Below are 20,088 nucleotides of genomic sequence, written 5' to 3'. Positions count from 1 at the left end.
CGGAGGCGGCCCGGGGCCGCGACGGCTGTTATGGCCGGTCATACCGGCCGGCCCGGGGCCGCCCGGGCCTCGGCGGCGGGCGGATCTCAGTCGAAGCGGGCGGCGAGCAGGACCACGTCCTCCGGGCTGTCCGCCGTGTCCCGGCCGTCCGGCAGCACCGTGCGCAGCACGTGGTCGGTGACCGCCTCGGGGTCGTGGCGCAGCGCGCGCGGGATGCCCGCGGCCGCCGCGTGCAGCCGGGCGAACGCCCGGTCCATCGGGTCGCCGGTACGGTGCAGCAGCCCGTCGGTGTAGAGCAGGACGGTGTCCCCGGCCTCGGCCTGCACCTCCACGCTGGGCGCCTCCCAGCAGGCGAGCATGCCGAGCGGCGCGGAGACGGAGGTCTCGGCGAACTCGGTGCGCCGCTCGCCGATCAGCAGCGGCGGGCTGTGCCCGGCGCCGGCCAGGGTGACCCGGCGCAGCGCCGGTTCGCAGTAGGCGAACAGCGCGGTGGCCGAACGCGCGGGCTCGGTCAGCCGCAGCAGCAGCTCCAGGTCGGACAGCACGGCGACCGGATCCTCGCCCTCCATCACGGCGTAGGCCCGCAGGGAGGCGCGCAGCCGGCCCATGGCGGCGACCGCGCTGGGCCCGGAGCCGGTGACCGAGCCGACGGAGAGGCCGAGGGCCGCGTCGGGCAGCGGCAGCGCGTCGTACCAGTCGCCGCCGCCGCGCGGGGAGGTGCGGTGCCGGGCGGCGAGCTGGACGCCGGCCACCCGGGGCAGCCGGGACGGGAGCAGTTCCTCGGTGATGGTGGCCATGCACGCGCGCGTGCGCTCCACTTCGAGCAGCCGGGCCAGGTGCTCGGAGGCGTGCCGGACGTAGAGGCCGGCCAAATGGCGGCGGCGCTCGTCCGGTTCGGCGGGCTCGTCGTAGAGCCACACGGCGGCGCCGAGGTGACCGGCGGAACCGGTGGACAGGGGCAGGGCGTAGCTGGCGGCGTAGCCGAGGCGGGCGGCCACCTCGCGGTGGCGCGGGTCGAGACCGTCCTCGGCGAAGAGGTCGGGGTGGGCGATCCCGTCGTGCGCGCCGGCGCCCCGGCCGGCTTCCAGGAGGGCGCCGTGGGGCAGGGCGTCCCGCGGCACGGTCTCGAGGTGGCCGAGATCGGCGCGGCCGAGTCCGAGACCGGCGGTGGTGCACGGGCCGAGTCCGTCGCCGGGTTCCAGGGCGATCAGGCCGCGGCGCGCGCCGACCAGGGCGGAACCGGCGTGCAGCAGTTCCTGGAGGGCGGGCTCGAGCGCGTCGGTCGCGGAGAGGCGCTCGGTGAGTTCGTGCAGGGTCGTGAGATCCGAGACCCAGCCGGCCAGCCGGTCCTGGAGCAGCGTCCCGGGGGCGGGGCCGGCGGGAGCGGGGGTGCTCCTGGACGCGAGCGCGGCGTCGGGTGCCTGGGCGGCGTCCGGTGCGGGGGGTGCGGGCGCGACAGTGTGTGCGGGAGTGGGAACCGTTGGATCGATTCCGGCCACTTTCGGGGGGTGGGGGGCGTTCATGGCGTCCGGCCTTCAGACCGGTGCGTATTGCTCAGAAGCATCGCAAACCCCCATGTCATTCTGCGCCGCCTGCAGTGTCTCCACATGTACACGCACTCGTGAGGGGATGTCCAGCATTGTCCTGCGGGGATTCCTGGTGTCCATGGGTTTGAAGTGGCTTTCTCTCGAAACCCTTGCCTTACTGCCAAGTTGGCCTAAAACTGCCTCGGGTGACGGCTCTCTGCGGTCGACTGGCGTCGTTCCACGGAGCGTCACAACGGTCGTGCTGGGTACGTACTCGATGAAGGCCAGGGGTGGTTGGGGGCCACCCGGAACCTGGCGCCGGACCCGGACGTCATAACCATCGACGGCCGAGCCCCATCCTCCCGTGGCGGAGGCGGAGAGAAACACGCGCGACGGCAAAACGCCATACTTCGCCACCCCCGCGCCGCACCCGTGCTCCGATGGACGCACTTGGGACGCGGCCGACGACCGACCCCCGGGGTCCCCCCGCCGTGCGCGGGGGTGTGATGCGCCAACAGGTACGCACAGTGCAGTGATCGACACATGGTGTGATGTGGTCCACGGTGTTGCCAGCGGTGCAACGGAAAGGAACGAGCGCTCATGCGCGAGATCCTCGGAAGGCGACGCAGGCTCCTGTCCAGGCGGAACGACGGGAGGCCTGAGCCGATCAGCGCGGCCCTGACCTTCGCGACGGAATGGCAGTGGCCGGTACTCCCGGGTGTGGCGCCCGACCCGCAGGGCCGGGCCCGATGCGCCTGCCCGGACCCGGAGTGCACGGTGCCCGGCGCCCACCCCTTCGACCCCGGCCTGCTCGCGGCCACCACCGACGCGCGCATGGTGCACTGGTGGTGGACCAACCGGCCGGCCGCGCCGATCGTCCTCGCCACCGGCGGCACGGCGCCCTGCGCGGTCAGCCTGCCGGCGCCCGCGGCGGCCCGCGCCCTCGACCTGCTCGACCGGCGGGGCATGCGCCTCGGCCCGGTGGTCGCCGCGCCCACCCGCTGGGCGGTGCTCGTCAAGCCGTACTCCATGGAGCAGCTCGGCGAACTGCTCTACGCCAAGGACTTCGTGCCCGGCTCCCTGCGTTTCCACGGAGAGGGCGGCTACATCGCCCTGCCGCCGTCCGAGACCGGTGAGGGCGCCGTCCGCTGGGAGCGCGCCCCGCTGCCCGGTTCGGCCTCGCCGTGGGTGCCCGACGTGGAGGCGGTGGTGGACGCCGTGGTCGACGCCCTCACTCGTACGGGTGTGAGCGCGCCCGAGTTGTAGGAGTGTCCGGCGCGGACACGGCCTCCGCCCGTCCGCGATCGTTATCTTCCGCTACATGCTGCGCATTTCTGGGGGTGGCCGCACGCGGTCGCCGCACCGCGGCGGGCCGGACTCCCGAAGGCTCCGTCTGCTCGCCCTCGCGGGCATCGTGGTGGCCGTGGTCGCCCTGCCGCTGGCCGTGGCGTCCACGGGACAGGTGGGCGACGCCGCGGCGCCCCGGGCGGGCGGCCGTGACGCCGCCGGAGCGGCTGCGGGCGGCGACGCGAAGATGCCCTCTGCGGCCCCCTCGCACTCGCCCCGGGTGCTCGGCCTGGGTCTGGCCACCGCGGCCCGCTGCGGGCCGGAACTCTCGTCGTCGGACGGCGTCGAGGCGCAGACCTGTGTGCTGACCCAGGGCGAGGACACCTGGGCGCGCACCTACTTCCGCAACGCCACCGGCGAGGCCATGGAACCCGTGCTGAGCATGATGGGACCCGGCGGCCGGACCGTGCAGATCCACTGCGCCGCCGGCTCCGACGACGAGCCCGCCACCTGCGAGACGCCTCGCGAGCACACCCGGGGCGCGCCGGACGCCTACACGGCCGTCACCGAGTTCGCCGTACGCGGGGCCGACGAGCCGCTGCTGCTGCGCTCGGGCAGCAACTCCGAACTGACGCAAGGCAGTTGACGCTTCGCGGTGGTCTGTCGACCGGGTGCGGACATGGAAAGGCCCGGTTGCTGGCGACGGGGGATGCACCAGCAACCGGGCTACTGGAACGGTAACAAGAGATCGGCGGTTAGCAAATTCGATCTCGGCTATTCGGACACCGATTCCGCGGCCGGTCCGGGCAGTTGTGACAGGAGTCACCTGATTCCCGTTCCGTCCCCACGGCTGACCGGTCGGTCAGCCGTGAGGCGGTCGTCGCGGCACGTCAGCTGAGCGTGACCTGCCGGTTGGTCAGTCCACCGCGGGCCCGGCGCTCCTCGGGGGTGAGCGGCTCTCCGGACGCGAGGGCGACGGCGAGCCGCTCGGCGAACTCGGCGGCCGGCTTCTCCACGTCCTCGGCCGTGACCCCGCTCGGCAGGTCCCAGACCGGCACCGTGAGCCCGTGAGCACGGAAGGAGCCCACCAGCCGGGTGCCCTCGCCGAGGCTGGACCGGCCCGCCGCGTGCAACCGGGCGAGAGCGTCCAGAAGCTGCTCCTCCGGATGCGGCATGACCCAGCGCAGGTGGTTCTTCTCCGGGGTCTCGCACCAGTACGCGGCGTCCACCCCGGACAGCTTCGCGGTCGGGATCGCGGCGGCGTTGGCCCGCTCGAGAGAGGCGGTCACCTCGGGCGTCGCGTTCTCCGCGTCCGGCACCCAGAACTCGAACCCGCTGTGCACGACCGGCTCGAACGGGCCTTCCGGGTCCAGCAGCTCCTGCAGCCTGGGGCCCTCGGCGGGCGCGCGGCGGCCCTCCACCGGGGAGCCCGGCGTCGCCTCGAGCGCGCGCCGCAGGGTGTCGGCGAGGTCGCGGCTGATGTCCCCGGAGGGCGTGTCGTTCTGCAGGCCGAGCATGACCGAGCCGTCGTCGCGGCGCAGCGCGGGCCAGGCCATTGGCAGCACCGTGGCCAGCGTGACCGAGGGGACGCCCTCGGGCAGGCCGCCGGCGAGGGTCAGTTCGACCGTGGCGGCCGGCACCAGCTCGCGCAGCGCCACCCAGTCGCACTCGCCCGGCAGCCCCTCGAACGGGCGGCGCACCAGCTCGGTCACGGCGTGCGCGGCGGCCCGGCCGTGGCACGCCTTGTAGCGCCGGCCGCTGCCGCAGGGGCAGGGCTCGCGGGCGCCGACCACCGGGATGTCCCCGTCTGCCTGCTGCGGGCGCTTGGCCTTCGTCTGGGGTCGCTTCTTGGCCATCGTGGGGTCTCCCGGTTACGGCTCGTCTGGTACGGGCGGGAGCCTAGCCGTTCACGCCCTGACCCACGGGAACCTGTGGACAACGGACACGCGGGCGATGCCGGCGGCGTACGCCCGCGCTCCGCCGACGAGGGCGCGGGCTCAGCCCAGATCGTCGAACGCGTCCGCGAAGTCCAGTTCGGCCATGGCCGCAACCGGGGCCGCGGTGACGCGCGTAGCGAAACCACCGCGCCGGCACCCGGCGTCCGGATCGTGTACGTCCTCGTGGACCACGACCCAGACCGTCACCTCGCCCTGGGTGTCGTCGCGCACGCCCCAGTCGTCGGCGAGCGCCGTGATGATGTTCAGCCCGCGGCCGCCGTGCGCGGTGACCGACGGGGTCGCCGGGGCGGGGCGGGTCGGGCCGCCGCCGTCGGTCACCTCGACGATGAGCCGTCCGCGCGCGTCCACCTTCCACGCGGCGCGTACCGCGCCGTCCCCGGCCGGGGCGTCCCCGAGCGGCCGCCCGTGTTTGCAGGCGTTGCTCAAGAGTTCGGAAAGGATCAGTACGGCGTCGTCGACCACCGACTCCGACACCCCGCCGCTGCGCAGTTGCGCCCGCATCCGGTGTCTCGCCTTCCCCACGCCCGCAGGGCCATGGGGAACGGCCATGCTCGACGACGTGGGCACCTCCTGTGCCACCACCAACGCCACCCCCGAGACCTCCTTCGCCCCACGCCACGGTGTGGATGCCCCAATGGCCTGTACCGGAAACCGGCCAGTCCTCTTCCGCTGACGCATTCGCAACGTCTGCACACATGGCGAATACGCCGGAGCACTCCCTGTGACGGCCTGGTCACTCTGTGGCTGGATTTCGTGGGTGTGGCCGAGAACGGAGGATGCTGCAGCCCTCCGGCCGGGGTCAAGGGGCGTGCACCGGTCCTCACCCGGTTCTTGTGTCCGGCCGCGCGGGACGGCCCCGCGCGGCCGGTGTGCCCTTCCGGTCAGCGGCCCAGCCGGGAGAGCACCGCGCGCGGGCGGTTGGTGATGATGGCGTCGACGCCCAGGCCGGCGCACAGGTCGACGTCCGCGGGCTCGTTCACGGTCCAGACGTGGACCTGGTGGCCGGCTCGTTTCAGCCGTTCCACATACGCCGGGTGGCTGCGCAGGATGCGGATCGAGGGGCCCGCGATGCGCACGCCCGCGGGGAGCCGGCCGTCGCGCAGCCGGGGGGAGACGAACTGCATCAGGTAGACCGCGGGCAGCGTCGGGGCGGCGGCGTGCACCCGGTGCAGCGAGCGGGCCGAGAAGCTCATGATCCGTACCGGCGACTCGGCCGCCGAGGCCGGCGCGTCCAGCCCGAACCGTTTCAGCAGCTGCAGCAGCCGGTCCTCGACCTGGCCCGCCCAGCGCGTGGGGTGCTTCGTCTCGATGGCCAGTTCCACCCGGCGCCCGGAGTCCGCGACCAGCTCGAGCAACCGCTCCAGCGTGAGCACCGAGGTGTCCGCCGGGTCCTCCGGCCGGTGCTCCCAGTCGGGCTCCTCGTCCCGTCCGCGCCAGGCCTCGCGGGTCTTCCATGAGCCGAAGTCCAGGGCGGCGAGATCGGCCAGCTCCAGCGCGGACACGGCCCCGCGGCCGTTGGAGGTCCGGTTCACGCGGCGGTCGTGGACGCAGACCAGATGGCCGTCGGCGGTGAGCCGTACGTCGCACTCGAGGGCGTCCGCCCCGTCCTCGATCGCCTTCTTGTACGCGGCCAGGGTGTGCTCCGGCGCGTCCTCGGAGGCCCCCCGGTGGGCGACGACCTGGATGGTGTGGTGTGGTGCGTGGGTCACCGCGTCATGGTGCCACCGACGGGGGATACACGGGGGCGGCGCCGACGGGGCGTGCGGCGAGCAGTGGCATCCGTTCTGCACCTCGGTCAAACTTTTGCGAGAAATATCCCATATAAAGAGTGGCCCTGGACCCACAGCCACCGCTTATGGTGCTCTGACGGCCCATGGGAAAAGCTGACTGCATACAAGCGGAACACCGAAACATGCGCAGCTGTCGCACCGGGCCCCTGTCGCACGGGCGACCGGCGTGCACGCCCCGACGAGCGTGCCTGAGCGAGTGTGTCCGAGTGCGACCTGGAACAACAGCCGTGGATCGAGGAGAAGAGCTGTGAGCACCGAGAACGAGGGCAACGCGGTACCCCCGGCCCCGTCCGCACCTCCCGTGCCGGTGGCATCTCCCGCTGCTTCCCCGCAGGGCTCCGCGCCCGACGGGGGCGCGCCGACGACCCCGCTGCCGCCGGTACCCCAGGGAACCCCGGCGCAGTACCCGGCCCCCGCGGCGCAGGCCCCCGCGGGCCCGCCGCACGGGACCCCCGGCCCTGCCCCCGACGCCCACCAGCCCTACGGCGCCCCCGGCGCCCCCGCCCCCGACGGCTCCTGGCCGCCGCCCACCGCCACGCCCTCCTACGGCGACGGCGGCTCCGGCGCGGCGGGCGCGGGCTGGGGCTCGTCGTACCAGCAGCCCGCCCCCAAGCCCGGCAACGGGCGCGGCGGGCTGGTCGCGGCGGTCCTGGTGGCCGCGCTGGTCGCGGGCGGCCTGGGCGGCGGGATCGGCTACACCCTGGCCAAGGACAGCGACAGCTCCGGCTCCACCACCGTCTCCGCCTCCGACGGCGCCTCCCAGGTCAAGCGCGCCCCCGGCACCATCGCCAACGTGGCCTCCCGGGCGCTGCCCAGCACCGTCACCATCGAGGCGGAGAGCACCAGCGGCGAGGGCGGCACGGGCACCGGGTTCGTCTTCGACACCCAGGGCCACATCGTCACCAACAACCACGTGGTGGCCGACGCGGTGGACGGCGGCAAGCTCTCCGCCACCTTCCCGAACGGCAGGAAGTACGACGCCGAGGTCGTCGGGCACGCCCAGGGGTACGACGTCGCCGTCATCAAGCTGAAGAACGCCCCCTCCGACCTCAAGCCGCTCGCGCTCGGCAACTCGGACAAGGTGGCCGTCGGCGACGAGACCATCGCCATCGGCGCCCCCTTCGGGCTGTCCAACACCGTCACCACGGGCATCATCAGCGCGAAGAACCGTCCGGTGGCCTCCAGCGACGGCAGCTCCTCCAGCAAGGCGTCCTACATGAGCGCCCTGCAGACCGACGCGTCGATCAACCCCGGCAACTCGGGCGGCCCGCTGCTGAACGCCTCGGGCGCGGTGATCGGCATCAACTCGGCGATCCAGTCCAGCAGCAGCGGCGGCTTCGGCTCCGGGCAGTCCGGTTCGATCGGCCTCGGCTTCGCGATCCCGATCAACCAGGCCAAGTACGTCGCCCAGCAGCTCATCAAGTCCGGCAAGCCGGTGTACGCCAAGATCGGCGCCTCGGTGTCGCTGGAGGACTCCACGGCCGGCGCCAAGATCACCGACCAGGGCGCGTCCGGCTCCGCCGCGGTCGAGTCCGGTGGCCCGGCCGACAAGGCCGGCCTGAAGCCCGGCGACGTCATCACCAAGCTGGACGACCACGTGATCGACAGCGGCCCCACGCTGATCGGCGAGATCTGGACCCACAAGCCCGGCGACAAGGTCGCGATCACCTACAAGCGCGGCGGCCAGGAGCACACGGTGGACCTCACCCTGGGCTCCCGGGCGGGCGACAGCTGACGCCTCCGCACGGGGTGCCGCTCGGAAACCGGCGGCACCCCGGTGTACCCACGCCGCGGCGGCGGCCCGGTAATCTGTACGCGCGCCGCCGATCACGGGCGGCCGCGGGGAGGCGTGCCCGAGCGGCCTAAGGGAACGGTCTTGAAAACCGTCGTGGCAGCGATGTCACCGTGGGTTCAAATCCCACCGCCTCCGCACAGGTCATGAGCGTCGCATGCCGGAAGGGGTGTCCCTCGTCGAGGGGCACCCCTTCCGCGTGGGAGCCGGCTGGTCAGCCGTTGTTCTTCATCCTGGAGCCGGTTCCTCCCGGTTCCTTCGGCGCCCAGCCGGGGGTCCGGGTGGCGTCCTCGAAATCGGGCGACTTCATCAGGACGCGCCAGTTCTCCCCGCCCGTGTCGCCGTCGAGTCGAACGGTGAACTCCGCTTTCTGCCGGGTGTCGTGGAAGTACAGGACCACGACCTGGCGCTCCGAACCGCCGTCGTAGAAGTCACCCGTCACCTTCCCGTCGGCGCCGGTGCCGAAAGCCTTGATCCAGTTCTCGCCGGTCTTCCTGGCCTCCGCCTCGCCGCTGTCGCCGGTGGCCAGCTTGCGCAGCTCGTCCGCCTTGCCGTCGGCGATGTCCCACACGAGTTCCTGGACGACCCGCAATGAGCCGGTGGAGGGATAGCCGACCACGTGCAACGGCTCGTGGTCGGCGTACGCCTGCTCGTAGGACGCGCCCTCCCCCGCGTCGTCGGCAGAGCTGCTGTCGAGGGCGGTGCATCCGGACGACAGCAGCACGGCTGCCGCCAGCCATCCGGCCGCTGTGTGGCTCCGCTTGAACCTGGGCATCTCACATCCAGGCCCAGTTGGCCGTTCCCGTGATGGCACCGGTGGCGGTGAGGGCGAGCACTGCTGCGCCGGTGATCGTACGTCCGAACTTGTCGCGCAAGAGTCGGGTCCTTCCCCCTGTGATGAGCCCCGGCCGCCTGGTCGTGGTCAGTGCGGTTCGGGACTCGTTGATCAGGAGGATGGAAGAGGGGACATACGGGTTCCCGGCCGGCCGGTGTCGCCGGGGGCCGGGGGCGGGCGGGCTCAGGCGGGGAGGTTCAGCTGCCAGGAGACGCCGAAGCGGTCGTTGACCCAGCCGAACCTGGGGCTGAAGCCGTGGTCTCCGAGCGGCATGAGCGCGGTGCCCCGGTCGACGAGGGCCGCGTAGAGACGGTCGATCTCCGCCTCGTCCTCGCACTGGACGAAGAGGGACATCGCGGGGGTGAAGGTGAAACCGTGGCTCACGGGGCTGTCGATGCACATGAACTGCCCGCCGGCGAGCGAGAACGTGGCGTGCTGCACGGTCCCCTCCTTGCCGGGGCCGTCGGCGCCGTAGCGGGTGACGCCGACGATCTCGCCGTCGTCGAAGAGCGAGGTGTAGAAGGCCATCGCCTCCTCCGCGTTCCCCTCGAACATCAGGAACGTGGTGATCTTCTGGGACGTCACGATCTCCATGCCGCGTGCTCCTTCGGCGCTGTCGGGCTTTCGACGCGCTGCCACGTTAGCGCCGGGCCCGGTGCGGGGCGGCCGCCCGGCGCGGCCTATCCGCGGACCGTTTCGAATGCGTGGTACATGACGTGCAGGCCGACCGGGCCCAGCGACGGATGCCGGAACGCGCCGGGAACGGTGCCGACGACGGCGAACCCGAGACGTTCGTACAGTCCGAGCGCCGGTGCGTTGGAGGCCGCGACGGCGTTGAACTGCACGCCGGCGAAGCCGCTGCCGCGCGCCCAGTCGAGCAGGTACTCGCCCAGTGCCCGGCCGACGCCCCGCCCGCGTGCCTCGGGCGCGACCATGAAGTTCCTGCTGGCGATGTGCGAACCGGGCCCCGGTCGGTTGGGATACATGTTCGAGGTGCCGATCACGCGCCGGTCCTCCACCGCCACCACGACGTGCCCCGGCGGCGGGACCACCCACATCTCGTGGGCCTGCGCCTCGCTCTGGAGCGGGTCGTAGCAGAAGGTGTCCCCCTTGCGGATTATCGGCTCCATGAACGGCCAGGTCTGCGGCCAGTCACTTTCTTCGAAAGCCCGAATCTCCATTCGCGCGAGGCTAACCAACGGTGGATTCCTGTTCCATCGGTTACCCCCGGCGGTGACGCCCGGCGCGCGGGGCGTCAGGGCCGGTGGCCCGTCATGCGGGCGGCCGAGGCGATCGTCGCGCGGGCCTCGCGTTCGGTCAGGCCGGTGTCGACGGCCGCTTCGATCAGGGGGACCAGCAGGGCGGGGCCGATGCCGTTCTCGTAGGCGCGGCAGGCCGCCCAGAACAGGCGGGTGTTGCGCTGGCCCTCGTGCGCGGTGAGCACGAAGTGGATCAGGCCCCGCCCGTGGTCGCCCGCCGGCGGCGGTGCCGGGTGTGCCGAGCGCGGCGGGGGCAGGAGCAGGTGCAGCAGGGCCGGCGGGCAGGCGGCGGGGCCCAGGTGGGCGGTCCCCGGGGCGGTCGCGTACACGCCGTGGTCGGTGCGGGAACCCGGGCCGACGAGGTAGCCGCCTGCGCCCCGGATGTCGATGCCGGGGGCGAGCCGTCCCGCGGAGTTGGGGACGACGACGTCCGGCGGGCCGGTCAGCCAGAGGTGGCGGCCGCCGCTCGGAGTGATCACCACGACCGTCGCGGGGATCGTGAACAGGTGCCGCAGGGCCAGTTCGCGCAGCGCGGCCGAGGCGTCGGTGCCCGTCTTGGTGTCGAGGTCGACGCCGATGAGGTGGTGCGGGGGCAGCCCGCAGGCGATGCCGTAGCCGCCGGCCCAGGGCGCGGCGGCGAACAGCTCGCGGATACGGGCGGGGTCCGTTGAGGCGTCGTACACGCCGTGCCCGAAACGGCCGCACTCACCGTGGCAGGAGGCCGGGCCGGAGTCGTCGTGGTGGGGGGAGCGCAGGGCCGGGAGCTTGCTCCGGGACAGGGGGATGACGGCCAGTCCGCGCTCGGCGGCTGACAGGGCGTGTGCGAGGGCCAGCGTCGCGGCCTGCCGGTCGGTGGTGGCCATGGATCCATGTTCGTACGTACGTTCGAAAAAGGGAAGAGGGAGGCGGGGTGACGTGCCGGGAACGGGGGATTTTCGCCGGGAACGGGGCGGAACGATTCGTCCCTTGTGCCGGTCGGGGAGGGGGGAGTTCGGGTGGCGAGCCGGTGCGGCGCGGAGTGGGGAAAGGCGGCGAAAGGGGTTTATCGATATGTCATCACGCTTGCGTGCGAATGAGGGCTTACGTGGTGGTTCGCCGGGATTCGGTGGGCAAGTCTGGATGCGCGACGTCGTTCACACCAGCCGGGGCGGTCGGCCAACCGCCCTGGCGCCAGCCGCACTTCACGGACCTTCCGGCCGCCTCGGCCGGAAGGAGCCCGGTTCTGGAGGGACAACATGGCACGTATCCGTACCGCCCGCGTTCTGGCCGCCGTCTCCGCACTACCACTCGCAGCCGCCCTCTTCACCGGCGTCGCGGGTGCGGACGACGGCGCCCTCGCGGGCGACGGATCCATCGCCGGCGTGACGAGCCTCGGCGGCAGCGGCGTCGGCCGCGACAACGGCGGGAACGTCGCACAGGTCAACGGCTCCGATCTCACGGCCCTCCAGCAGGGCACCGAGAACGTGGCCTTCCGCTTCACCCAGCTGTGGTGAGCCGGGGGCCGGGGGCCCTTGTGGTGAGGGTCCCCGCGAGGCGTGCTTCGGGGTCGTAGGACGGCTGCGCGGCGGTGCTTCGGCACCGCCGCGCAGCCGTTTCCCGGTTCGCCGGCCCCGATGGCGGCAGGACCCGCGGACGCCGGCGCCGGGTCCGAACCCGGCGGCCCGAGGGCCGGTCGCGGGCCTGAACCCGGCGGCCCGAGGGCGGGCCCGCAGGGGAGAACCCTCAGGGGCCGTCATCACGCGGTCCACCTTCAGGAGGTGGGGACGGCCCCACCCCTACAACCTGAGGGGGACCCGGCATCGGGACCTGGGGCCGATCCCAGGGCGGCCGGTCCGCTCCTAGCGTGGAGCCATGACCACACCCGTCTGCACCAGCGCCTCGGCCGCCGCCGCACCGGCGCGGCAGACCCACTCGTTCCCGTCGTTCGCGTCGTACGTGCGGGCCCGCCAGCCGGTGCTGCTGCGCACCGCGCGGTCGCTGACCGCCAACCCGAGCGACGCCGAGGACCTGTTGCAGACCGCGCTGACCAAGACCTATGTGGCCTGGGAGCGGATCGAGGACCACCGGGCGCTGGACGGCTATGTGCGCCGGGCGCTGCTCAACACCCGTACCTCGCAGTGGCGCAAGCGCAGGGTGGACGAGTTCGTCTGCGAGGAGCTGCCCGAACCCGAGCCCGTGCCCGGCGCGGGCGACCCCGCCGAGCGGCAGGCGCTGCGCGACGCCATGTGGCGCGCGATCACCAGACTGCCCGCGCGGCAGCGGGCGATGGTCGTCCTCAGGTACTACGAGGACCTCAGCGAGGTCCAGACGGCCGAGGTGCTCGGCGTCTCGGTGGGCACGGTGAAGTCGGCGGTCTCCCGGGCCCTGAGCAAGCTGCGCGAGGACCCCGAACTGGGCCTGGTCCGCTAGGGCCGTCGCGCGGGGCCGGCCGGACTCGGACGACCGTCGTCAAACTGTGTCGCCTCTCCTAGTGACATACCGCGCGGTATGTGCGCAGAATCAGCGCAACCTCGACCACCGCGTAGGCAAAGTCGCCCGGGAGGACCGCCGTGCTGAGCACCATGCAGGACGTACCGCTGCTGATCTCGAGGATTCTGACCCACGGGTCGGCGGTCCACGGGGAGTCGCGGGTGACCACCTGGACCGGAGAGGCCGAGCCGCACCACCGCACCTTCGCCGAGATCGGGGCCCGCTCGGCACAGCTCGCCCACGCGCTGCGGGACGAACTCGGGGTCCGGGACGACGACCGCGTCGCGACGCTGATGTGGAACAACGCCGAGCACGTCGAGGCGTACTACGCCATCCCCTCCATGGGCGCGGTGCTGCACACCCTGAACCTGCGGCTGCCCGCCGAGCAGCTGGTGTGGATCGTCAACCACGCCGCCGACCGCGTCGTCATCGTCAACGGTTCGCTGATCCCGCTGCTCGCGCCGCTGCTGACGAAGCTCCCGACGGTGGAGCACATCGTCGTCTCCGGCCCCGGCGACCGCGCCCCGCTCGAGGGCGCCACCGCGCGCGTGCACGAGTACGAGGAGCTGATCGCCGGCCGGCCCACCGCCTACGACTGGCCGGAGCTGGACGAGCGCCAGGCCGCCGCGATGTGCTACACCTCCGGCACCACCGGCGACCCCAAGGGCGTGGTGTACAGCCACCGTTCGGTCTACCTGCACTCCATGCAGGTCAACATGGCGGAGTCGATGGGCCTGACCGACCAGGACACCTCGCTGGTCGTGGTCCCCCAGTTCCACGTCAACGCCTGGGGCCTGCCGCACGCCGCGTTCATGACCGGCGTCAACATGCTGATGCCGGACCGCTTCCTGCAGCCCGCCCCGCTCGCCGAGATGATCGAACAGGTGCGGCCGACCCATGCGGCGGCCGTCCCCACCATCTGGCAGGGCCTGCTCGCCGAGCTGACCGCCCGCCCCCGTGACGTCTCCGCCCTCGTCCAGGTCACCATCGGCGGATCGGCCTGCCCGCCCTCCCTGATGGAGGCCTTCGACGCGCTCGGCATGCGGGTCTGCCACGCCTGGGGCATGACGGAGACCTCCCCGCTGGGCACGGTGGCCCGCCCGCCGGCCCACGCGGTCGGCACCGACGAGGAGTTCGGGTACCGCCTGACCCAGGGCCGCTTCGCGGTCGGCGTCGAGGCCCGGCTCACCGGCCCCGGCGGCGAGCGCATCCCGTGGGACGGCGAGTCGGCGGGCGAGCTCGAGGTGCGCGGCCCGTGGATCGCGGGCGCCTACTACAACGGCCCCGACGGCGAACCGCTGCGTCCCGCCGACAAGTTCAGCGAGGACGGCTGGCTGAAGACCGGCGACGTCGGCACCATCTCGCCCGACGGCTTCCTCACCCTCACCGACCGCGCCAAGGACGTCATCAAGTCCGGCGGCGAGTGGATCTCCTCGGTCGAGCTGGAGAACGCGCTGATGTCCCACCCGGACGTCGCGGAGGCCGCCGTGGTCGCCGTGCCGGACGACAAGTGGGGCGAGCGTCCGCTCGCCACGGTGGTCCTGCGGGAGGGCGCGAGCGCCGACTTCGAGACGCTGCGCGCGTTCCTCGCCGAGGAGGGAAAGATCGCCCGGTGGCAGCTCCCCGAGCGCTGGACGATCATCCCGACGGTCCCGAAGACCAGCGTCGGCAAGTTCGACAAGAAGGTGCTCCGCAGGCAGTACGCGGCAGGCGACCTGGACGTGACCAGGCTCGGCTGACGATCGCCGTGTGAACGGACGGCCCCCGGCTGCGCGCCGGGGGCTGTCCGTTCGTGCGGGGCGGGTACGACGGCGGAGCGCCGTCGCCGCTCAGTTCGTGCCGATGCCGGCCAGCAGGTCGACGATCCGGCTCTGCACCTCGGGGCTGGTGGACCGCTCGGCGAGGAACAGCACGGTCTCACCGGAGGCCAGCCTGGGCAGGTCGGCCGGATCGACGGCCGCGGTGTAGACGACGAGCGGGGTGCGGTTGAGCTGCCCGTTCGCGCGCAGCCAGTCGATGATCCCGCTGAACCCGTCCTGCCGGCGGTGCACCTGCATCAGGTCCATCACCACGAGGTTCGGCCGGAACTGCCCCGCCAGCGTCACCGCGTCGCCGTCGCTCGCGGCCCGCGCCACCTGCATACCGCGCCGCTCCAGCGTCGACGTCAGCGCCAGCGCGATCTCCGCGTGCTCCTCGATCAGCAGCACGCGCGGCGGATGCTGCTCGCTGTCCCGCGGCGCCAGCGCCTTCAGCAGGACGGCGGGGTCGGCGCCGTACGCCGCCTCGCGCGTCGCCTGCCCCAGTCCGGCCGTGACCAGCACCGGGACCTCGGCGGCGACCGCCGCCTGGCGCAGCGACTGCAGCGCGGTACGGGTGATCGGGCCGGTGAGCGGGTCCACGAACAGCGCGGCGGGGAAGGCCGCGATCTGCGCGTCGACCTCCTCACGGGAGTGCACGACGACCGGCCGGTAGCCGCGGTCGCTCAGCGCCTGCTGGGTCGTCACGTCCGGTGCGGGCCACACCAGCAGCCGGCGGGGGTTGTCCAGCGGCTCCGGCGGCAGCTCGTCGTCCAGCGGCTGCGGGCGCGGGGTGTCGGCGACCTCCACGGCCCCGCCGGGACCGTCCAGCGGCTCCGGTCCCTCGGCCGCGTTCGCGTCCGGGGCGCCTATGGCGTACGACCGTCCGCCGCCCTCGGCGGTGGGGGCGAGCCTGGACTGCCCGGCGAGCGAGGGCTGGGCGGGCGGCTGTTCGGCCGGCGGATGCGGCCGGGCGCCCTGCTCCGGCTGCGCCTCCTGGCGTGCGGCCGGGTCGGGCGGCGTGCCCAGCTTCCGCCGGCGCCCGGATCCGCCGGGGGTGTGCGGGGGCGGGGTGGGCGTCGGCTGCTGCACCTGCAGGGCCTGCCGCGCGAACGGCACGCCCTGCCCGAGCGTACGGACACTGATCGCCCGGCCCTGAGTGGAGTTCGGATCGCCGGCGTTCCCCGGCGCCTCGGCGGGCAGGGGCTGCGCGGGCGGCAGCGGCTGAGCGGCGGCGTGTTCCGCGGGAAGCGGGGTGCCGGTGGCGGGGGTGGCGGCCGGACCGGCCGGGGGTACGGCCACGCCCGCGCCGGAGGTGGCGTCGGCGCCGGGCCACTGGTGCGGCACGGCGGCCGCGGGGGCGCCTGCGGCCGGGGTGGCCGGCCCGCCCTGGGCTGCCGGCGCCCGGCCGGCGGCCGCCTCGGCGGGCAGCGGCTGGGCGGCCGGAGCACCGGCCGGGGGAGCGGTCTGCCCGACGGCCCGCTGCCCCTGGACCGGGGGGTGCGCCTCGGGCCCGGCCTGCGCGGGCACGGGCACCGCCTGGGCCGGGGCGCCCTGCACGGGTACGCCCTGGCCGTGGGTGCCCTGCGCGGGCGGTACGGGCCGGCCGTGAGCGCCCTGTGCGGGTACGGGTCCGCCCGGCGCCACCTGTGCCGGAACGGGCCGGCCGGGGGGTACGGGTACGCCCTGGCCGTGGGTGCCCTGCGCGGGGACGGAGGCGTGCGGCAGCGCCGCCGGCTGACCGGGACCGGCCTGAGCCGGCGCACCGGCCTGAGGCGCACCGCCCGGCTGCCCGGGGCCCGCCGCCGCGGCCGCACCCTGCGCCGGAAGCCCGTGCCCCGGCGTCGGCATCGGCTGCCCGGCCGGCCCGGCGACGGCCTGCCCGGGAACCGGCTGCGCAGGACCCGCCTGGGCCGGGACGGCCGGAGCCGCCTGAGCGGGACCCGTCTGGGCGTGCGCGTCCCCGGCCGGGGCGGCGCCCTGAACCGGCTCCGCCGCCCGCGCCGCCTCGTCCGGCCGGGCCACGGCCCGTCGGCGGCGGCCGGTCGGCGCGCTGGTGGGGTGCGGCTGCGGCGGGGTGTGGTCCTCGGCCTGATCGGGCGTCATGGCGTCGTGCCGACCGTCGTCGTCCGTGCCGTCAGTGCCGCCGGCGACGGCCACCGGGGGCTGAGCGGTCACCGGTGCCTGAGCGGCCACCGGCGCCTGACCGGTCACCTGGGCGACACCCGTCGCCGTCGCGGTGGGTCCGGGCGAGCGGTCGGCGTCGGCGGGCGGCAGGGCGAAGACCGTACGGGCGCCGGCCTCCTGCGCCGCCGCCCGCTCCTGCGCCGCGGCCAGGGCCCGGCGGCGCCGGCCGGTCGGCTGCGCGTCGTCGGCCGCACCGGCCTGCTCCGCACCGGCCTGCTCCGCACCGGCCGCGGGCAGCGCGGGCGGCAGGGCGGCCTGCGGTGCGTCGGAGTCACGCCGGGCACGGCGGCCCGAAGGCACGGGCACACCTTGCGGGGGCACGGCGGCGCCGAGCCCGTTGCCCACGGCGGCAGTGCCCGCGGCATGCTCGGCCGCCGTCATCACGGCGCCCTCGCTCACGCCCTCGCCACCGGCGCCGAGATCGGCGGCCCGGCCGCGCCGCCGTCCGGTCGCGCCGTCCTGGGCCTCGGCCACGACCGGCGCCGCCGCCTCGACGGCGGCCGCCGCACGCCTGCGGCGCCCGGTCGGCGAGGGCGACTCCGCCCCGCCGTCGGCGGGCTCACCGGACTCGGCCGGAACGTCGCTCTCCAGGAAGGCGTCGGTCGAGGCCCGGCGGGCCCGGCGCCGTCCGCCACCGGCACCCGGTCCGGCGCTCTCCGCCGCGGCCTCCACCGCGGCCGGGGCCGGGGCGGCGACCGCCCCGGCCCCACCGCCGAGCGGCACTTCGAGCACGAACGCGCTGCCGCTCATGCCGGGCACCTCGTGCGTCTGCAGCACCCCGCCGTGCGCCCGGACGATGCCCCGCACGATCGGCTCGTGCACCGGGTCTCCCCCGCTGTACGGCCCGCGCACCTCGATCCGCGCGACCTCACCGCGCTGGGCGGCCGCGACCACGACCGTGTTGTCCATGTATCCGCCCGCCGATACGGGCGCGTTGCCGGTGGCGTCGACCCCGGCCACGTCGGCGACGAGATGCGCGAGCGCGGTGGCGAGACGCTGGGCGTCGACCTCGGCCTCGATGGGCGGCGCGTGCACGGCGAACTGCACCCGGCCCGGCCCGATCAGCTCGACGGCCCCGTCCACACCGGCCGCGACGACGGCGTCCAGCATCACCTTCGTCCGGGTGATGTCCTCGCTGCCCGCGTCGAGGTGCTGGTAGCCGAGCACGTTGTCGATCAGCGTGGTGATGCGCGAGTACCCGGCGGACAGGTGGTGCAGCACCTGGTTGGCCTCGGGCCAGAGCTGGCCGGCGTCGTCGGCGGCGAGAACGGCCAGCTCGCGGCGGAGTTCGTCCAGCGGCCCGCGCAGCGACCGCCCCAGCAGCGTGAGCAGTTGCTCGTGCCGCCCGGCGAGCGCCTCGTAACGGTCCTTCTCCCGCTCGCCGAGGGCGGCGTACCGGTCCTCGCCGGCCGCCAGCTCCTCCTGGTGCTGCTCGCGCAGTTCCTCGAGTTCGGTGACGTGCGCCTGGCGCAGCGCGGTCAGGTCGGAGGCGTGCTCCTCGGAGAGCCGCTCCAACTCCTCGGCGTGCGCCTTCTCCAGGGCGGACTTCTCGTCGGCGAGGTCGTCGTACGGCCGGCGGTCGGCGAAGGTCATCACGGCGCCGACGAGCTGGTCGCCGTCGCGCACGGGCGCGGTGGTCAGATCGACCGCGACCTGCTCCCCGGCCTTGGACCACAGCACCTGGCCGCGCACCCGGTGCTTGCGTCCGGAGCGCAGGGTGTCGGCGAGCGGGGACTCCGCGTACGGGAAGGGCGAGCCGTCGGCGCGCGAGTGCAGCACGAGGGTGTGCAGCTCCTTGCCGCCCAGCTCACCGGCCCGGTATCCCAGTATCTGGGCGGCGGCCGGATTGACCAGCACGATCCGCCCGTCGGTGTCCGTGCCGACGACGCCCTCCGAGGCCGCCCGCAGGATCATCTCGGTCTGCCGCTGCGAACGGGCCAGCTCGGCCTCGGTGTCCACGGTTCCCGACAGGTCCCGCACCACGAGCATCAGCAGCTCGTCACCGGTGTAGCCGTAACCGTCGTACGCCTGCTGCCCGTTCTCCAGATTCGCGCTCGTGACCTCGACCGGGAACTCCGTCCCGTCGGTCCGCCGCGCGATCATGCGGGTCGGCTTGGTCCGCCCGCGCGGGTCCATGTGATCGGGCCGCCGCATGGAGCCGGGGATGAGCCGGGAGTCGAACTGCGGCAGCAGATCGAGCAGCCCGCGCCCGACGAGCGCTGTCCCCGGCGCCTCGAAGGCCTCCAGGGCGATGGTGTTGGCGTTGACGACGGTTCCGTTGGCGTTGACCAGGACCAACGCATCGGGCAGCGCGTCGAGTATGGCTGCGAGGCGAGCAGCGCCTCGGGATGGCCTGCTGCTCACGAGACGCTTCCTCCTTGTTACCGCACCTTGCCTACCGCTCGGGCCATCTTGCCAACCGGCCCGCAGGGTGTCACGCGAGGGAGTCTAAAGGCACGGGTTGCGCTCGCGACGCCGGATGAGAGGGAGGTCGCACGACGAAGTGACGGCGAACATGTGACCGTACGCGTCCGTCGTGCGGCCGGGCCGCGTCCCGGTCGTGCCGCGCCCTGGTCCGGGCTCCGCGAGACCTTCGCGGGACCTTTACGTGAGCGACGGCCGCCACCTGCGCGGCGGCCGCGCCGGGCACCGCCTAGGCGGGCGAACCGAGGTCCGGCAGCAGCGGCACCATCCGGTCCCACCGCGCGATCTCGCACCCGTTGCCCCGGTCGTACGCGGCGTCGACCGGGCGGCCGGCCCAGGTGCCGGTGACCCGGGCGGTGGCCGGCCCGCCGTAGACCAGGGTGCAGACGCTGTCGGGGGCGACCGGGGCGAAGGTGTCCCGCCCCCACTGCGTGTTCGCGTCCAGCGTCCGGCAGGCTCCCGCCGCGTCCGGGTGGGTCCCGGCCGTGGGGTGGCAGGACACCTGGTACGTACCGTCCAGCCCGCGGCCGGCGTGCCGAACGACGACGGTCAGGTGATCACCGGTCTCGTCCTCGGGCCGCGCCGGCGGGGGCATGAGGGCCGCGCCGGGCGGGGTGGGCACGGCGGACGCGGGGTGCGTCGCGGACATGGGGTGCGCGGCGGACGCGCGGTGCGCGGCGGACGCGGCGGTGGCAGCCGGGGCCGCCGATGCCGCCGTTACTGCCGGGGACGCTGTTGCCGCCGGGGCGGCCGTTGCCGGTGCGG

General features: G+C 74.0%; 16 protein-coding genes and 1 tRNA gene. 7 read left to right on the top strand and 10 right to left on the bottom strand.

The window, feature by feature from the left end:
* Nucleotides 1-86: 86 nt before the first annotated feature.
* Entirely contained in the window at nucleotides 87-1,523 is a 1,437-nt protein-coding gene (locus tag ACFYU0_RS12230; protein ID WP_389300105.1) for a PP2C family protein-serine/threonine phosphatase, read from the bottom strand.
* 603 nt (nucleotides 1,524-2,126) lie between these two features.
* Here ACFYU0_RS12230 and ACFYU0_RS12225 point away from each other — a divergent pair.
* Nucleotides 2,127-2,792 (top strand): bifunctional DNA primase/polymerase, encoded by a 666-nt coding sequence (locus tag ACFYU0_RS12225; protein ID WP_389300101.1) that lies wholly within the window; start codon nucleotides 2,127-2,129, stop codon nucleotides 2,790-2,792.
* A 55-nt stretch (nucleotides 2,793-2,847) separates the two neighbouring features.
* A complete protein-coding gene (locus ACFYU0_RS12220) occupies nucleotides 2,848-3,459 on the top strand; it encodes a hypothetical protein (protein ID WP_389300098.1) in 612 nt (203 codons plus the stop codon).
* 244 nt (nucleotides 3,460-3,703) lie between these two features.
* Here ACFYU0_RS12220 and ACFYU0_RS12215 read toward each other — a convergent pair whose 3' ends face one another.
* The 3 genes from ACFYU0_RS12215 to ACFYU0_RS12205 all read right to left on the bottom strand — a co-directional run bounded on the left by ACFYU0_RS12215 (nucleotide 3,704) and on the right by ACFYU0_RS12205 (nucleotide 6,480).
* Entirely contained in the window at nucleotides 3,704-4,669 is a 966-nt protein-coding gene (locus ACFYU0_RS12215) for a DUF5926 family protein (protein ID WP_351661566.1), read from the bottom strand.
* A gap of 141 nt (nucleotides 4,670-4,810) precedes the next feature.
* Entirely contained in the window at nucleotides 4,811-5,449 is a 639-nt protein-coding gene (locus tag ACFYU0_RS12210) for an ATP-binding protein (RefSeq protein ID WP_351661563.1), read from the bottom strand.
* A gap of 203 nt (nucleotides 5,450-5,652) precedes the next feature.
* Nucleotides 5,653-6,480: a glycerophosphodiester phosphodiesterase gene (locus ACFYU0_RS12205; protein ID WP_351661559.1), complete on the bottom strand. Its 828-nt coding sequence runs from the start codon at nucleotides 6,478-6,480 to the stop codon at nucleotides 5,653-5,655.
* A 328-nt stretch (nucleotides 6,481-6,808) separates the two neighbouring features.
* Here ACFYU0_RS12205 and ACFYU0_RS12200 point away from each other — a divergent pair, with 328 nt between their 5' ends.
* Nucleotides 6,809-8,296 (top strand): S1C family serine protease, encoded by a 1,488-nt coding sequence (locus tag ACFYU0_RS12200; RefSeq protein WP_389300093.1) that lies wholly within the window; start codon nucleotides 6,809-6,811, stop codon nucleotides 8,294-8,296.
* Nucleotides 8,297-8,404: 108 nt separating this feature from the next.
* Nucleotides 8,405-8,491, top strand: a tRNA-Ser gene (locus ACFYU0_RS12195).
* Nucleotides 8,492-8,567: 76 nt separating this feature from the next.
* Here the strand turns inward: ACFYU0_RS12195 and ACFYU0_RS12190 are convergent.
* The 4 genes from ACFYU0_RS12190 to ACFYU0_RS12175 form a co-directional block, all read right to left on the bottom strand.
* Nucleotides 8,568-9,128: a hypothetical protein gene (locus ACFYU0_RS12190; protein ID WP_389300090.1), complete on the bottom strand. Its 561-nt coding sequence runs from the start codon at nucleotides 9,126-9,128 to the stop codon at nucleotides 8,568-8,570.
* A 243-nt stretch (nucleotides 9,129-9,371) separates the two neighbouring features.
* Entirely contained in the window at nucleotides 9,372-9,782 is a 411-nt protein-coding gene (locus ACFYU0_RS12185) for a VOC family protein (protein WP_389300088.1), read from the bottom strand.
* Between the two features lie 86 nt (nucleotides 9,783-9,868).
* The gene (locus ACFYU0_RS12180; protein WP_389300085.1) at nucleotides 9,869-10,369 is read right to left on the bottom strand and encodes a GNAT family N-acetyltransferase; all 501 of its coding nucleotides are present in this window, start codon (nucleotides 10,367-10,369) and stop codon (nucleotides 9,869-9,871) included.
* 74 nt (nucleotides 10,370-10,443) lie between these two features.
* Nucleotides 10,444-11,310 carry a bifunctional DNA primase/polymerase gene (locus tag ACFYU0_RS12175; protein WP_389300083.1) on the bottom strand — a complete coding sequence of 289 codons (867 nt, stop codon included), beginning with the start codon at nucleotides 11,308-11,310 and terminating at the stop codon, nucleotides 10,444-10,446.
* Between the two features lie 372 nt (nucleotides 11,311-11,682).
* On the opposite strand from ACFYU0_RS12175, the gene ACFYU0_RS12170 reads away from it, so the two are divergent.
* The 3 genes from ACFYU0_RS12170 (at nucleotide 11,683) to ACFYU0_RS12160 (ending at nucleotide 14,655) form a co-directional block, all read left to right on the top strand.
* Nucleotides 11,683-11,940 carry a hypothetical protein gene (locus tag ACFYU0_RS12170; protein ID WP_389300080.1) on the top strand — a complete coding sequence of 86 codons (258 nt, stop codon included), beginning with the start codon at nucleotides 11,683-11,685 and terminating at the stop codon, nucleotides 11,938-11,940.
* Between the two features lie 358 nt (nucleotides 11,941-12,298).
* Nucleotides 12,299-12,856 carry a SigE family RNA polymerase sigma factor gene (locus tag ACFYU0_RS12165; protein ID WP_351661539.1) on the top strand — a complete coding sequence of 186 codons (558 nt, stop codon included), beginning with the start codon at nucleotides 12,299-12,301 and terminating at the stop codon, nucleotides 12,854-12,856.
* Nucleotides 12,857-12,996: 140 nt separating this feature from the next.
* Nucleotides 12,997-14,655 carry a long-chain fatty acid--CoA ligase gene (locus ACFYU0_RS12160; protein ID WP_389300077.1) on the top strand — a complete coding sequence of 553 codons (1,659 nt, stop codon included), beginning with the start codon at nucleotides 12,997-12,999 and terminating at the stop codon, nucleotides 14,653-14,655.
* A gap of 90 nt (nucleotides 14,656-14,745) precedes the next feature.
* Here ACFYU0_RS12160 and ACFYU0_RS12155 read toward each other — a convergent pair whose 3' ends face one another.
* Nucleotides 14,746-19,263 (bottom strand): PAS domain-containing protein, encoded by a 4,518-nt coding sequence (locus ACFYU0_RS12155; protein ID WP_389300074.1) that lies wholly within the window; start codon nucleotides 19,261-19,263, stop codon nucleotides 14,746-14,748.
* A gap of 289 nt (nucleotides 19,264-19,552) precedes the next feature.
* Nucleotides 19,553-19,972: an SSI family serine proteinase inhibitor gene (locus ACFYU0_RS12150; protein ID WP_389300886.1), complete on the bottom strand. Its 420-nt coding sequence runs from the start codon at nucleotides 19,970-19,972 to the stop codon at nucleotides 19,553-19,555.
* Between the last annotated feature and the right edge of the window lie 116 nt (nucleotides 19,973-20,088).

It is taken from the genome of Streptomyces sp. NPDC003720 (genome assembly GCF_042875075.1).
In the GTDB taxonomy this organism is placed as follows: domain Bacteria; phylum Actinomycetota; class Actinomycetes; order Streptomycetales; family Streptomycetaceae; genus Streptomyces.
The sequence above is the reverse complement of the archived record's forward strand: the minus strand, read 5'-3'. Positions and strand labels throughout refer to the sequence as shown.